Source organism: Arenimonas sp. (assembly GCF_022842045.1).
GTDB lineage: Bacteria > Pseudomonadota > Gammaproteobacteria > Xanthomonadales > Xanthomonadaceae > Arenimonas.
The window spans coordinates 1-13,689 of record NZ_JALHQI010000072.1; the positions used below are offsets into that span (position 1 = coordinate 1).

At 71.2% G+C, this 13,689-nt stretch carries 14 protein-coding genes and 1 pseudogene; 1 reads left to right on the top strand and 14 read right to left on the bottom strand.

Going from position 1 to position 13,689, the window contains the following annotated elements:
* The 4 genes from Q0C12_RS12735 to Q0C12_RS12750 form a co-directional block, all read right to left on the bottom strand.
* Positions 1–290 (bottom strand): CYTH domain-containing protein (locus Q0C12_RS12735; protein ID WP_290890761.1); only part of this gene is annotated, 290 nt, incomplete at its 3' end.
* Between the two features lie 8 nt (positions 291–298).
* Positions 299–1,618 carry a 23S rRNA (uracil(1939)-C(5))-methyltransferase RlmD gene (rlmD, locus tag Q0C12_RS12740; protein WP_290890763.1) on the bottom strand — a complete coding sequence of 440 codons (1,320 nt, stop codon included), beginning with the start codon at positions 1,616–1,618 and terminating at the stop codon, positions 299–301.
* A 112-nt stretch (positions 1,619–1,730) separates the two neighbouring features.
* Positions 1,731–2,333 carry a YdbL family protein gene (locus Q0C12_RS12745; RefSeq protein WP_290890765.1) on the bottom strand — a complete coding sequence of 201 codons (603 nt, stop codon included), beginning with the start codon at positions 2,331–2,333 and terminating at the stop codon, positions 1,731–1,733.
* 11 nt (positions 2,334–2,344) lie between these two features.
* Positions 2,345–4,369: a hypothetical protein gene (locus Q0C12_RS12750; protein ID WP_290890767.1), complete on the bottom strand. Its 2,025-nt coding sequence runs from the start codon at positions 4,367–4,369 to the stop codon at positions 2,345–2,347.
* A gap of 47 nt (positions 4,370–4,416) precedes the next feature.
* On the opposite strand from Q0C12_RS12750, the gene Q0C12_RS12755 reads away from it, so the two are divergent.
* Positions 4,417–5,103 (top strand): hybrid sensor histidine kinase/response regulator, encoded by a 687-nt coding sequence (locus tag Q0C12_RS12755; RefSeq protein WP_290890769.1) that lies wholly within the window; start codon positions 4,417–4,419, stop codon positions 5,101–5,103.
* Here Q0C12_RS12755 and recO read toward each other — a convergent pair.
* The 10 genes and pseudogenes from recO to Q0C12_RS12805 all read right to left on the bottom strand — a co-directional run.
* A complete protein-coding gene (gene recO, locus Q0C12_RS12760) occupies positions 5,094–5,807 on the bottom strand; it encodes a DNA repair protein RecO (protein ID WP_290890771.1) in 714 nt (237 codons plus the stop codon). The genes Q0C12_RS12755 and recO overlap by 10 nt on opposite strands.
* 1 nt (position 5,808) lies before the next feature.
* Complete coding sequence (era, locus tag Q0C12_RS12765; protein WP_290890773.1) at positions 5,809–6,723, bottom strand: GTPase Era; 915 nt, start codon at positions 6,721–6,723, stop codon at positions 5,809–5,811.
* Positions 6,720–7,376 (bottom strand): ribonuclease III, encoded by a 657-nt coding sequence (rnc, locus tag Q0C12_RS12770; protein WP_290890775.1) that lies wholly within the window; start codon positions 7,374–7,376, stop codon positions 6,720–6,722. The genes era and rnc overlap by 4 nt, the downstream gene beginning before the upstream one ends.
* Positions 7,369–7,755 carry a DUF4845 domain-containing protein gene (locus Q0C12_RS12775; protein ID WP_290890777.1) on the bottom strand — a complete coding sequence of 129 codons (387 nt, stop codon included), beginning with the start codon at positions 7,753–7,755 and terminating at the stop codon, positions 7,369–7,371. Before Q0C12_RS12775 ends, rnc begins: the two co-directional genes overlap by 8 nt.
* Before the next feature lie 26 nt (positions 7,756–7,781).
* The gene (gene lepB / locus Q0C12_RS12780) at positions 7,782–8,618 is read right to left on the bottom strand and encodes a signal peptidase I (RefSeq protein ID WP_290890779.1); all 837 of its coding nucleotides are present in this window, start codon (positions 8,616–8,618) and stop codon (positions 7,782–7,784) included.
* Positions 8,619–8,647: 29 nt separating this feature from the next.
* Positions 8,648–10,441 carry a translation elongation factor 4 gene (gene lepA / locus Q0C12_RS12785; RefSeq protein ID WP_290890781.1) on the bottom strand — a complete coding sequence of 598 codons (1,794 nt, stop codon included), beginning with the start codon at positions 10,439–10,441 and terminating at the stop codon, positions 8,648–8,650.
* A gap of 98 nt (positions 10,442–10,539) precedes the next feature.
* The gene (locus tag Q0C12_RS12790) at positions 10,540–12,006 is read right to left on the bottom strand and encodes a Do family serine endopeptidase (RefSeq protein ID WP_290890783.1); all 1,467 of its coding nucleotides are present in this window, start codon (positions 12,004–12,006) and stop codon (positions 10,540–10,542) included.
* A complete protein-coding gene (locus Q0C12_RS12795; protein ID WP_290890785.1) occupies positions 12,003–12,452 on the bottom strand; it encodes a SoxR reducing system RseC family protein in 450 nt (149 codons plus the stop codon). The genes Q0C12_RS12790 and Q0C12_RS12795 overlap by 4 nt, the downstream gene beginning before the upstream one ends.
* Positions 12,445–13,371 carry a MucB/RseB C-terminal domain-containing protein gene (locus Q0C12_RS12800; RefSeq protein WP_290890787.1) on the bottom strand — a complete coding sequence of 309 codons (927 nt, stop codon included), beginning with the start codon at positions 13,369–13,371 and terminating at the stop codon, positions 12,445–12,447. The genes Q0C12_RS12795 and Q0C12_RS12800 overlap by 8 nt, the downstream gene beginning before the upstream one ends.
* Positions 13,368–13,689 (bottom strand): annotated as a pseudogene (locus Q0C12_RS12805) (hypothetical protein); the annotation flags it as partial. The pseudogene Q0C12_RS12805 and the gene Q0C12_RS12800, both read right to left, overlap by 4 nt.

Consider the following 13,689-nt stretch of genomic DNA (forward strand, 5'->3'; position numbering starts at 1 on the left):
TGCCGCACCTTGTCGATGCGGCCGCCCACGCACAGCGCCAGCAGCGCCTCGGCGTCGGCCACCGGCACCGGGTAGTCGAACTCCTGGCGGGTGGTGCCCAGCTCGCGCGACTTGAGGTTCAGGAACGCCTGCTCGCCGGCGATGCGCACGCGCACCGAGGCGTTCTGTCGCCCCTCGCGCAGCGCCGCCATGTCGTTGATGTAGCCCTGGGCGATGCGCACCGAGCGCACGGCCTGGGCGCGCCAGCCCTCGCCCACCACCCGGAACTTGCGTTCGATCTCGATGCCCACGGGGTTTCCTATTTCTCGAACAGCGCGATGGATTCTACGTGCGCCGTCTGCGGGAACATGTCCATCGCACCGGCGGCCTTGAGCGTGTAGCCGCGCTCGCGCACCAGGAAGCCCGCGTCGCGCGCCAGCGAACCCGGGTGGCAGCTGACGTAGACGATGCGGCGGATGCCCTTGAGCGGCAGCTGCGCCAGCACCTCGGCGGCGCCGGCGCGCGGCGGGTCGAGCAGCAGCTTGTCGAAGCCGGCCCTCATCCAGGGCTCGGCCGAAAGGTCCTTGGCCAGGTCGGCGGCATGGAATTCGACGTTGCCCAGCCCGTTCTTCGCGGCATTGGCACGGGCGCGGGCCACCAGGCCGGCGTCACCCTCGACGCCCACCACCTGCCCCGCCCGCTTCGCCAGCGGCAGCGTGAAGTTGCCCAGGCCGCAGAACAGGTCGAGCACGCGGTCGCCCGGCTGCGGATCGAGCAGGTCCAGGGCCGAGGCGATCATCTTGTCGTTCAGGCCGGCGTTGACCTGGATGAAGTCCAGCGGGCGGAAGTCCAGCGACAGGTCGTAGCCGGGGATGGCGAAGGACAGCGGGACCTGTTCGGGCCACAGCGCCTTCACCGTGTCCACGCCGCCGGGCTGCAGGAACACCGCGAAGCCGGTGTCCTTCGCGAAGGCCACCAGTCGCGCCACATCGGCCTCGGACAGGGGCTCGAGGTGGCGGAACACCAGCGCCACGGCGGCGTCGCCGGCGATGAACTCGATCTGCGGCAGGGTGCGGCGGCCGTCGAGGCTTTCCACCAGCGCCGAGATCTCGGGAATGCGCAGGCCGATCGAAGGCACCACGGTGTGGCAGACCGACAGGTCGGCGACGAAGCGCGGGTTGGTCTCGCGGAAACCGACCACGACCTTGCCCTTCTTCTCGACGTAGCGCACCGAGAAGCGGCCTTTGCGGCGATAGCCCCAGGCCGCGTCCACCAGCGGCGGCAGCACCGTGCCCGGCTCGACGTGGCCGATGCGGCGCAGGTTGTCGGTCAGGACGCGCTGCTTGGCGGTGATCTGCTGCGATTCCTCCAGGTGCTGCAGCACGCAGCCGGCGCAGGTGCCGAAATGCGGGCAGCGCGGCGTGACGCGCCCGGGCGCCGGGGTGAGCACCTCCAGCGTCCGGCATTCGTCGAAATGGCGATTGCGGCCGGTCTGCTCGACCCGGACGGTCTCGCCCGGCAGCGCGCCGGACACGAACACGGCCTTGCCCTCGCGGCGGCCGACGCCGCGACCGTCGTGGCTGAAGTCGGTGACGTCAATCTCGAAGACCTGGTGCAGCTTGGAGCGGGAACGAGCCACGGCGGGACCAAACGGAAACGGGGCGCGGATTGTCGCAAATCCGCGCCCCGGCTGCTGGATCCGGCGGCCCGCGCCGGGGCGCGGGGCTAGGGCCCGGAGGCCCTCCTACAGGCTATTTCTGCTTCCAGCTACCGTCGGCGGCCTGGTACCACCAGCCGGCGCGGGCGCTGGCGACCCACTGCTTGGCGAAGGTCTCGCGGATCTGGCCTTCCCACTCGGGGTGGTTGTTGGCCACGGCGATCTCGCGGTACACGGCATCGCGGTCGCGGTTTTCCTCGGCCACCAGCTGGTTGACCGCCACGCGGTCCTTCAGGCCGACCTGGGTGGCGTCGCGCAGCACCACGCGGCCGTCCTTGCCGAAGCCCAGCGCGCCGGAGTCGAAGTGCGGCCTGAGGCTGGACTGGAAGCGCGCCTCCATCCGCGACTGGATCGCCTGGATGGCCGGGGTGCGGATGGTGATGTCGGCCTGCTGGGCGTGGGCCGAGGAAATGAACAGCGAAACGAGATCGAAGCCCTCGCGCGCCGGGGCCCGGAGGGACTGCGGGTTCTCGCCCTGCGTGGCGTCCTCGCCCAGCACCTTCTCGACGAACTCCTCGGCGGCTTCCTGCGCCTCGGCCGCCGGGAAATAAACGTTGATGGTGACGCAGGCACCCAGCGCCAGCACGCCGGCGGCGAGCAGCGAGGTGAACAGATGACGCGACTTCGGCTTGCCCATGACGCTCTCCTTCATTGGATGACCGGGGTTTGTCCCTCGGTGGCCGCCTCGAGGCGGTCCACCAGGGTCGGCCAATCGACCCGGCGGCGGAAGCCCACCACCTGGATGCGCGGCAGGCCGGAACCTTCGACGATGGTATAGCCATCGCCGGCTGAACCGACACCGTCCATCGCACAGACGTTGTCGCGCAGGCGGCAGGCCAGCCCGATGCGGGCATAGCCGAAATCGTCGAAGAGCTTCAGTACCTGGGTTTGCAACCCCGCGACCAGGCCGGCGCCGCCGACCCTGGAGATGTCCTCGACGGCGCGCTGGCTGATGCGCCGGCGGCCCTTCCAGGCCTCGTCGGTCACCAGCCGGGCGTCGAAGGCGACCGGGGACCAGTCGACCATGCGCAGGCCGGCGATGCGGCCATCGAGCCGGCCCGTGATGCTGCCGAAACCGAAGGCCGCGGTCATCGGCTCCATGTCGATGTCCTCGATGGCGATGTCGGCCGACAGCGTCGGCGCGACGCCGAAGGGGCGCTCCATCTCGAGCGAGGACAGCGCCACGCTACCCCCGAACACGTCCATCGCCAGCCCGCCATCGAGCGTGAGCCGGTTGTCCTCGTAGCGCGCCGACGGGATGCGCCCGCCCAGGGTGCCGGTGAACGGTGGCCAGCCCAGCCGCTGCGACAGGCTGCCGAGATCGAGCGCCTCGAGCGTGAGCCCGAGCTGGAAGCGCGTGCGCCGGGTGTCGGTCGGCGCCTGCCAGCGCAGGTCGTCCAATGCGATCTCGCCCCCGAGGGCCGCGATGCGCGCGCCCTCCCGAAGCCGCAGCTCGCCGCCGGCGCTTTGAAAAGCCAGCCGCGCCGGTCCCAGGCCGATGCCGAAGAGCGCGCCGCCGTCGAGCCGCAGCGCGCTGTCCTGCGCCGCGGCGTCGACCGACCAGCGCAAGTCCCCCGCCAGGCCCGCCAACGTGAACCGCTGCCTCGGGTCCACCGCGTTGACGCCCGCGAACCCCAGCGCCATCGACTGCGCGCGGCCGTCGCGCAGCGCCAGCCTGGCGGTGGCGCGGCCGGACAGCAGCAGGTCGGGGAAGCCCGCGGGCGCCAGGAAACCGCTGAGGTAGCGATCGCGCGCCACGGCGAGGTCACCCAGCGACAGGTCCAGCGCCAGTTCGCGCAGGCTGGCGTCGGGCGCCAGCCGTGCCTGGCCGCTGGCCTGCAGCACCTCGCCGTCGCGCCAGGAGAATTCGGGCAGTTGCCAGCCGCCGCCGTCGCGCTGCTCCGCCACCACCGCCACGTCCACCGGGGTTTCCGGCAGCGTGGCGTAAAGGCCTTGCGCGAGGAACTCGCCGCCGCGGGTGCGCAGGTCCAAGGCAACCCGCTGGCGCCCGGCCTGTTCGCGGTAATCAATCGCCAGCGTGGCCTGCAGCCCCGCGGCCGCCAGCCAGCCGTCGGGCGTCTCCAGCCCGAGGTCATCCAGCGCCAGCTCCGCCGCCACCGCGAATGGCCCCGCCTCGGGCACCGAAATGTCGACGCGCCCCGCCAGTTCGCCGGCGGTCCACTGCCCGTCGCTCCAGAGCCCGGCGAGGAACTCACCCAGCCAGGCGACCGGGATGCGGGCCAGCTGCAGCCGGTGGCGATCGGGCGCCGCGGCGATCGATTCGTAGGAAATCCTGCGGGCGCCGAGCGCGAGTTCGGCGCGCGTGCCTGCCGGGGAAACCTCCAGCGACAGCGGATGCAGCGCGCCGCCGGCCACCTGCAGCGGCCCGTCGCAAGCCCAGCGGCCCGCGTCGTCGCGACGCAGCGGGCAGCGCCAGGCCAGGTCGCGGCCGCGATAGCCAAGCAGCGGGAATTCCGCGGTGTGCACGCGCATCTCCAGCGCCCCGGTGGCCGCGCCTTCGGCCCAGTCGAGCACCAGGTCCACGCCTTCCAGGGTGGCGACCCCGCTGCGCACTGCGTCCACCTGCACGCGCAGCACCTTCGCCTGCGCCGCCGGAAAGGCGAGCAGCAGGATGACCAGGAGCATCTTGCCGAGCGTGGCGGGTCGCCGCATGCTGCCAGCATAGTGGTTTTGCAAGCCGCGATTACACGGGAATCCCGATGAACCCCTGCCTGCTGCTGGTCGAAGACGATGCCGTCACCGCCGCCTTCCTCGCGCAGGCGCTGGCGCCGCTGCCGGTGCGACTGGTGGTGGCCGCCGACCTGGCGCAGGCCCGCGGCCTGGCGGACGGCAGCGAGGCACTCTGGTTGTTCGATGCATATTTGCCCGATGGCCGCGGCGACGATCTGCTGGGTTCGCTGCGTGCACGCGGCTGGCAAGTCCCCGCGCTGGCGCTGACGGCCGAGGATGACCCCGGGGTGCTGGCCGGCCTGAGGGCGGCCGGCTTCGTGGCCGTGCTCGCCAAACCCATTGGCGCGGCGGCGCTGCGTGAGGCGGTGGCGGCGGCGATGGCCAACCAGGCCAGCGTGTCCGCCCGCTCCACCTGGGATGATGCGGCCGCACTGTCGGCGCTGGGCGGCGAGCCGGGCGCCGTGCGCGAACTGCGGCGGCTGTTCCTGCGGGAGCTGCCCGTGCAGGCCGGCCTCATCGCCGCGGCGTGGTCCGCACGCGACGAGGCGCGGCTGGGCGCGCAGCTGCATCGGCTCAAGGCAAGCTGCGCCTTCGTGGGCGCCGCGGGCCTGCTCGATTCGGCGCGCGCCCTGCACGCCGCGCCAACCGACGCCAGTGCGCACTCGCGGTTCCAGGCCGACGCCGCGGCGATCCTCTCGGACGCGCCTCAGTCCTGACCCAGGCGCGCCAGTTCCGAAAGCAGGCCCCAGGACTTGAGCTTCTGCGGACCCAGGTGCACCTGCAGCACGCCGCGCAGGGCGCTGCGCAGCTCCGCCAGCTGTTCGGGCGGCGGCAGGCGGTCCGCGGCCAGCGCCATCAGCGCCGCGCCGCTGGTCGAGCCGGCATCGTGCGCGCGGTCACGCACCGGCCCGCGCTCGGCGTCCAGCCGGTAGCGTCCGGCCGGGTCGATGCGTTCGCCATCTTCCGACGCGTCGAGCGGCAGGCCGTAACCCAGCAATTCCAGCAAGTCGCGCTCGAAGCGACGCAGGGTCCAGGCCAGCGGCCCCGGCCCCGCCAGCTCGGCGCGCAGGTCGCCATAGCGGGCGTAAAGGTCCGGCGCCGGGTCCTGGCGCGGCAGCAGCCGCAGCACCAGCTCGTTGACGTAGAAAGCGGCCATCAGGGCGTCCCCCTGCAGCGCGGCGCCGGCATCCAGCGCCTCGGCCTGCACCAGCCGGGCCAGCTCGCCGCGCGGCAGGAAGTCGGCGCGGATCGACTGCAGCGGCTGCAGCGCGGCGCGCAGCGGGTGCCGCTTGGCGCCCTGCACGCCGCGCGCGACCACGGCGACGCGGCCGTGGTCGCGGGTCAGCAGTTCAACGATCAGGCTGGTCTCGCGCCAGGCCCGCGCATGCAGCACGAAGGCAGGCTGGGCCCGGACCTGCATGTCAGTCGCTGTAGCCGAACCGGCGCAGCGCGGCCTCGTCGTCCGACCAGCCCTCGCGCACCCGGCACCAGGTCTCGAGGAAGACCTTTCGGCCGAACAGCTCCTCCATGCCGCGCCGGGCACCGGTGCTGATCGCCTTCATGCGCTCGCCGCCCTTGCCGATCACGATGGGCTTCTGCCCTTCGCGCTCGACCCAGACCACGGCCGCGATCCGCAGCATCTCGCCGTCGAGCTCGAACTTCTCGATCTCGACCGTGGCCGAGTAAGGCAGCTCGTCGCCCAGGCGCAGCATCAGCTGCTCGCGCACCAGCTCGCCGGCCAGGAAACGCTCGCTGCGGTCGGTGATCTCGTCCTCGTCGTGCATCGGCGGCGCTTCTGGCACGTGCGCCAACAGCGTCTTGACCAGGCCTTCCAGGCCGCGCTTCTTGAGCGCCGACAGCGGATACACCGCGCTGAACTCGCGACCGGTCGTGACCTCGGCGATGAAGGGCAGCAGCGCGCCCTTGTCATTGATCTTGTCGACCTTGTTGATGACGAGGATGCAGGGCACGCCGGCCTCGTGAAGCGCGCGGTAGGCCAGCGCGTCGTCGTCGGTCCAGCGGCCGGCCTCGATCACCAGCATCGCCGCGTCCACGCCCTCGACCGCGCCGCGGGCCGCGCGGTTCATCATCCGGTTCATGGCGCGCTTCTGCTGGCCGTGGATGCCCGGGGTGTCGACCAGCAGCAGCTGGCCGTCGGGGAAGGTGGCGATGCCGAGCATGCGGTGGCGGGTGGTCTGCGGCCGCGGCGAAACGATGCTGACCTTGGCACCGACCATGGCGTTGACCAGGGTGGACTTGCCGACGTTCGGCCGGCCGATCACGGCGATGGTGCCGGCGCGGTGCGGCGCCGGGTCGTGCGGGGAATCGGTGTTCACTTGGTCTCCAGTCGCGCCAGCACGCGCTCGGCGGCGAGTTGTTCGGCGGCGCGCAGCGCGGGCCCCTCGGCCTGCTCGGCCAGTTCGGGATCGGTGGTTTCGCAGCTGACGACGAAGATGCGGGCGTGGTCGTCGCCGCGCGTCTCGAGCAGGCGATAGGCCGGGCGCGGCAACTGCCGGCCCTGTAGCCACTCCTGCAGGCGGGTCTTGGGATCCTTCTCGGCCTTGCCGGTCGGCAGTGACTCGATCAGGGGTTCGAACCACGGCATCACCGCGGCGCGGCAGGCCTCGAAGCCGGCGTCGAGATGGATCGCCGCGACCACGGCCTCCAGCGCGTCGGCCAGGATCGAATCGCGGCGGTGCCCGCCGCTCTTGAGCTCGCCGGGGCCCAGCTCGAGCCGGTCGCCCAGGCGGAGCTCGCGGGCAATGCCGGCCAGGGCGGACTCGCGCACCAGGGCGGCGCGCGCGCGGGTCAGGGTGCCCTCGTCGGCCTTGGGCCAGCGGGCGTGCAGCGCTTCGGCAACGACCAGGTTCACCAGGGCGTCGCCAAGGAACTCCAAGCGTTCGTTGTTCGGCGCCCCGGCGCTGCGGTGCCTGAGGGCCTGCTGCAGCAGTTCGGGGTGGCGAAAGGCGTGGTGCAGCCGATCAGCCACCCGCGCCCGGACCGTTGAGATCGACCACGTGCTCGAACTTGCCGACCACGTCGAGGTTGAAAAGCAGCGGCTTGCGCACTTCGTAGGACACCGTCATCTGCATGCCGCGGCCCTGGGCCGCCCGCTCGATCTTGATGTTCTCGCGCTCGACCGACTCGACGTAGGCGATGTTGAATCGACGATCGAGGTCCGCCCATGCCTGGGCCACGGTCTTGTTCGCGGAGCCCGACTCGGCCGCGTAGGCATCGACCGCCGCCTTCATGTTGTGGAACTCGCTGTACATCGGGAACAGCTTCATGGCCATCAGGGCAAAGAAGCCCACGACGACCAGGACCATGACGAAACTCATCAACGTGATGCCTTGCTGCTTGCGTACCATGGTCCTGTCCCCTGGGTGGTGGCCGTTCAGCGGATGGTATCGCCAATCCGGGTGTAGTCAAACGCCTCGTTGCAGAACCAGCCCGAGCAGTTGAGCCAGACCAGGAAGGCCTTGCCGACCAGGTTCTGTTCCGGCACGAAACCCCAGTAGCGGCTGTCTTCGCTCTGGTCACGGTTGTCGCCCATCACGAAGAAGTGGCCGGCCGGCACCACCCACTGGTTCTCGATGCGCGGGTCGCTGAAGCGGTTGTTCTCGAGGCTGGCGTGGCGGATCAGCGGCTGGCCGTCCTGGCCCGGCAGCTCCACCTCGAACAGGCTGGCACCGGTCATGGATCGACCCTGGCCACGCCCGATGTAGACGCCGGTCTCGCGCTTGGCGACGGCCACGTCGTTCACGTACAGCACCTGGTCCTTGAACGCGATGCGGTCACCCGGCAGGCCAACCACGCGCTTGATGTAGTCGGTGCCGGCCTTGGTGTCGTCGGGGCCGTAGCCCGGGTAGCGGAACACCACCACGTCGCCGCGCGCGGGCTGGCCCAGCGGGACGATCTTGGTGTTCGCCACCGGCAGGCGCAAGCCGTAGGTGAACTTGTTGACCAGGATGAAGTCGCCCACGAGCAGCGTCGGCATCATCGAGCTCGACGGGATCCGGAACGGCTCGGCGATGAAGCTGCGCAGGCCCAGCACCAGGAAGATGATCGGGAACAGCGACTTCGCGTACTCGACCACGATCGGGTCGGCGACGTCCTCGCCTTCGGCCTGCATCAGCTTGCGCTTGCGCGCGAACAGCAGGCTGTCGAGCAGCCAGACCAGGCCGGTGAGCGCGGCCAGCACGGTGAGGATCAGGGCAAGGTCGATTTTCACGCGTCGGGTTTCCTCGCGGCGGGGGCCGCTTACTTGTTGTCGGTCTGCAGCACGGCCAGGAACGCTTCCTGCGGGATCTCCACGCGGCCGACCTGCTTCATGCGCTTCTTGCCTTCTTTCTGCTTCTCGAGGAGCTTCTTCTTGCGGGTGGCGTCGCCGCCATAGCACTTGGCCAGCACGTTCTTGCGCATCGCCTTGACGGTGGAGCGCGAGATGATCTGCGAGCCGATCGCGGCCTGGATCGCGACGTCGAACATCTGCCGCGGGATCAGCTCGCGCATCTTCTCGCAGACCTCGCGGCCGCGCCGGTCGGCGTGGCTGCGGTGGACGATGGACGAGAGCGCATCGACCTTGTCGCCGTTGATCAGCGTGTCGATCAGCACGAACGGGCCGGCCTCGAAGCGCTCGAAGTGGTAGTCGAGCGAGGCATAGCCGCGCGACACCGACTTGAGCTTGTCGAAGAAGTCGAGCACCACCTCCGCCATCGGCAGCTCGTAGCTGATCTGCACCTGCGAGGCCATGTAGCTGATGCCGACCTGGCGGCCGCGCTTCTCCTCGCACAGCTTGATCACGCTGCCCACGTAATCGGGCGGCGTGAGGATGTTGGCGCGGATGATCGGCTCGCGGATCTCGGAAATCTTGGTCACCGGCGGCAGCTTCGACGGATTGTCGAGCGGCATGGTGCTGCCGTCGTTGAGCAGCACCTCGTAGACCACCGTGGGGGCCGTGGTGATGAGGTTGAGGTCGTACTCGCGCTCCAGGCGCTCCTGCACGATTTCCATGTGCAGCATGCCCAGGAAGCCGCAGCGGAAGCCGAAGCCCATGGCTTCGGAGCTCTCGGGCTCGAAGCGCAGCGCGGCGTCGTTCAGGCGCAGCTTCTCCAGCGCCTCGCGCAGCGAGGGATAGTCCTCGGCGTCCACCGGGAACAGGCCGGCGAACACGCGCGGCTGCATTTCCTGGAAGCCCGGCAGCGGGCCCGGCGCCGGGTCGTTGGCCAGGGTCAGCGTGTCGCCGACCGGCGCGCCGTGCACGTCTTTGATCGAGGCGTTGATCCAGCCCACCTCGCCCGCTCCCAGCTTCGGCAGGTCCTTGCGCTTGGGGGTGAACACGCCGACCTTGTCGACCAGGTGGGTGCGGCCGGTGGACATCACCAGCATCTTGTCGCCGGGCTTGATCTCGCCCTGCATCACGCGCACCAGCGACACCACGCCCAGGTAGTTGTCGAACCACGAATCGATGATCAGCGCCTGCAGCTTGTCGGTGTCGCGCGGCTTCGGCGGCGGGATGCGCTGCACGATCGCCTCGAGCACGTCCACCACGTTCAGGCCGGTCTTGGCGCTGATGGCCACGGCGTCGTCGGCGTCGATGCCGATCACGGCCTCGATCTCGGCCTTGACCTTGGGGATGTCGGCGGTGGGCAGGTCGATCTTGTTGATCACCGGCACCACCTCCAGGCCCTGCTCGACCGCGGTGTAGCAGTTCGCGACCGACTGGGCCTCGACGCCCTGGGCGGCGTCCACCACCAGCAGCGCGCCCTCGCAGGCGGCCAGCGAGCGGCTGACCTCGTAGCTGAAGTCGACGTGGCCCGGGGTGTCGATGAAGTTGAGCTGGTAGGTGACGCCGTCCTTCGCGGTGTAAGGCAGCGAAACGGACTGCGCCTTGATGGTGATGCCGCGCTCGCGCTCGATCGGGTTCGAGTCGAGCACCTGCGCCTCCATCTCGCGCGCCTGCAGGCCGCCACAGATCTGGATGATGCGATCGGCGAGCGTGGACTTGCCGTGGTCCACGTGGGCGATGATGGAGAAATTGCGGATGTGCTGCATGCGGGGGAAGGCTGCCGGTCGGTGGCGGTAAACGGCGGATTATCGCACAGCCCCCGGGGCCCGGCCCGCCACGGGGGCGGGCCGGCCTGCCTTCGGGCTCAGCGCAGCGTGAAGGCCACGAACCCGGTGCTGCGGGCGTTGCGCACCAGCAGGCGCACCTCGTCACCGGGCTTGAGGTCCTTCACGGCCGTATTGAAGGCGGCCACCGAACCGATGTCGACGCGGCCCACCTGCAGGATCACGTCGCCCGGCGCCAGCCCGGCCTGGCGGGCGGCCAGGCCCGTCACGCGCCCGACCAGCACGCCCTCGCCGGCCCGCAGGCCCAGCGCGGCGCGGGCTGAGGCATCGAGCTCCTCGACCACCACGCCCATCGCATTGCCGGCGGCCGGGGCCGGGGCGGCGCCCTGCCCGGCCGGTGCCGACGGCGCCGCCGCGGTGTCCAGCGCCGCCAGGGTCACGACCAGGTCCTGCGGCTTGCCGTCGCGCATCAGGGTGACGCTGGCGCGGCTGCCCGGGGGCAAGGCGCCCACCATCGGCGGAAGTTCGGCCGAGCGGCCGATCTCGCGGCCGTTGAAGCGGGTGATCACGTCGCCCGGGCGGATGCCGGCCTTGGCCGCGGCGCTGCCGTTCTCGACCGAATAGACGAAGGCGCCGACCGGGCGGTCGAGCCCGAATTCCGCGAGCCGCTCGCGATCGACGTCCTGGATGCGCACGCCGAGCTGGCCACGGACGACCTTGCCGGTGTCGCGCAGCTGGCGCACGGCATTCATCGCCACCTCGATCGGGATCGCGAAGCTGACGCCCATGTAGCCGCCGGAGTTGGAAAAGATCTGCGAGTTGATGCCGACCACCTCGCCGCGGGTGTTGAGCAGCGGGCCGCCGGAGTTGCCGCGGTTGATGGCCACGTCGGTCTGGATGAAGGGGACGTACTGCTGGCTGGGGTCCAGCGAGCGGCGGCCGACGCCGCTGACGACGCCGGCCGTGACCGAGTGCTCGAAGCCGAACGGCGAACCGATGGCCAGCACCCACTGGCCGGCCTTGAGCCCGCGGGAGTCGCCGATCTTGAGCACCGGCAGGCCGCGCCCGTCGACCTTGAGCAGGGCCACGTCGGACAGCGGGTCGCTGCCCACCAGTTCGGCCTTGAGCTCGTTGCGGTCGTTCAGGCGCACCACGATGTTGGTGGCCCCCTCGATCACATGGTGGTTGGTCAGCACGTAGCCATCAGCCGAAATGATGAAACCCGAGCCCTGCGACACGCCGCTGCGGGGCCCCTGCCCCGGGCGGCCCGGCATGCCGGGCTGGCCGAAGAAGCGGCGGAAGAACTCGGGCATGTCCTCGGGCATGGGCGGCGCGCCCTGGGCGGCGGCGTCTTCGTCGTCGCGGGCGTCGGCGCCGCCGATCGTGGCCTCGATGTTGACCACGGCGGGGCTCGTGCGTTCGACGAGGCGGGTGAAGTCGGGCAGTTGCACCAGCGGCGCGGTGTCGGCGGCGGCCTCCTGCGCGTGCGCGAAGCCAATCGGCAGCAGCAGGGCAAGGACGAGGACATGGCGGAACGAAAGGCTCATGGGCAATCACTCTTGCAGGGGTCGGGGGTGGCGACCGCGGCTGGCAGCAGCCGCGGCGCGGGCAAGTGGCGCTTGGAGACCAGCACGGCCAGGAAAGTTCCCGCCAGCAGGCCGGCGAGGGTCAGGCCATCGCGCGCGGCAGGCCAGGCGGCGCCCGCGGCGTAGCCCGCGAACGCGCCGAGCAGCAGGCCCAGCAGGGCGCGGCCATAGCCCAGCCAGGCCGCGCGCCGAAGGGCCTGGTCGTCCAGCGCCAGGCGATAGCGACTCCCCGCAACGGCGCCGGGCAGGCCGGCGCCCTCGAGCACGAACTCCCCGGCGGCCGTGGTGGCGAACAGGTTGCAGCGTCCGGCACAGCCGCCCTCGCAGCCGGTGCACTGGTCGCCGAGCAGGCGCAGGCTGAGCCGTCCGTCGGCCGTGCTGATGACTTCGACCTCGCGCTCAGCCATCGGAGTCCACCGCGCGAACCGTGCGCGCCAGATGGGCCACCGTGGCGGCGGGAACCTTGCCCAGCGCCAGGACGTGCCAGCCATCGACCTGGAAGGCATGCGCGTGCACGGCGCCCTGTCGGGTGGCGCTGGCGGCACGGAGCCGCGGGTCGGCCGGCTCGACGTAGACCGACACGCTGGCCAACCCGTCGCTGTAGAGCAGCTGCAGGCCGTCGGCATCGCGTCGCGTCGAGCGCAGCGCGAAGCCCGGCGGCGGCGACGGCACGCGCCAGTCGGGCGCCGCGGTGCGCGCGGCCGCAAGCGGGGCCACGGCGACCAGGCCACGGCTCGTTGACGGTTCAAGATCCTCGTCGCGGGGGCGCCGGCCGATCTCGAGCTCGGTGAAGGCGACCTGCTCGACCGCGACGCCGCGATCGTCCACCAGGTCCACCCGCAGCGGCAGGCCGGTCACCTGCTCCAGCCACAGCCGGTAGCCATAGCGCCAACGATCGGTGGCCAGGATGTCGATGCGCTGGGCCGCATGCCCGGCGACGCGGTCGCGGCCCGCCAACTGCACGCGATAGCCCGGCAGGTCGCCCGCGGCGGAAAGCGCGAGGGCCGGGCTCCAGCCGCCGTGCGCCGCCACCTCGAAGGCCAGCGGTCCCTGTTCGCCGCCCAGGCACATCACCTTGCGGCCATCGCGGATCACTTCGCGCGGCGCGCCGCCCAGCGCGACCAGGCGCTCGCGCTCGCGGTCGCCGTCGCGGCGATGGAACAGGCGCACGGTTTCAACGCGGCCGCCGGCGACGTGCACGAGCGTGCCCTGGTAGTCGAGGCCGCGCAGGGCCGGCTCGATCCGTGCCAGCCAGTCGCCGGCGCCCACTGCGGCGTGCAGCGGCGCCGCCAGCGCCAGCAGCAGGGCCAGCCAGGCGGCCCTCACTCGACGCGATCCCCCGGCGCGGGCGGCGCCTGGCCGGCCTCGGCCTCCTGGGTCACCACGTCCACGTACGGCAGGAAGCCACCGACGCCATCACCGGCCGCCAGCGCGTTGTGGCGCACCAGGTAGGCCTGCAGCGAACGTTCGCCGGCCACCGCCGGCGAGCGCGGCCAGGCCTTGCCGGCGGTCGGGCTGGTCAGCGGGAAATCGCGCACCGACGGCAGCGGCGACGACGGCGCGGAGGCCACCGTCGTCAGCGCGGGCAACACCGCCGACGGCATCGCGGGCGACGCGGGGGCAGCGACCGGCGCGGGCGCGGAG

Bases quoted from the DNA above. Each gene is read 5' to 3' on its own strand.
- lepA (WP_290890781.1), bottom strand. From the start codon at position 10,441: ATGCAGCACATCCGCAATTTCTCCATCATCGCCCACGTGGACCACGGC.
- Q0C12_RS12750 (WP_290890767.1), bottom strand. From the start codon at position 4,369: ATGCGGCGACCCGCCACGCTCGGCAAGATGCTCCTGGTCATCCTGCTG.
- Q0C12_RS12745 (WP_290890765.1), bottom strand. From the start codon at position 2,333: ATGGGCAAGCCGAAGTCGCGTCATCTGTTCACCTCGCTGCTCGCCGCC.
- Q0C12_RS12755 (WP_290890769.1), top strand. From the start codon at position 4,417: ATGAACCCCTGCCTGCTGCTGGTCGAAGACGATGCCGTCACCGCCGCC.
- Q0C12_RS12790 (WP_290890783.1), bottom strand. From the start codon at position 12,006: ATGAGCCTTTCGTTCCGCCATGTCCTCGTCCTTGCCCTGCTGCTGCCG.
- recO (WP_290890771.1), bottom strand. From the start codon at position 5,807: ATGCAGGTCCGGGCCCAGCCTGCCTTCGTGCTGCATGCGCGGGCCTGG.
- Q0C12_RS12795 (WP_290890785.1), bottom strand. From the start codon at position 12,452: ATGGCTGAGCGCGAGGTCGAAGTCATCAGCACGGCCGACGGACGGCTC.
- Q0C12_RS12775 (WP_290890777.1), bottom strand. From the start codon at position 7,755: ATGGTACGCAAGCAGCAAGGCATCACGTTGATGAGTTTCGTCATGGTC.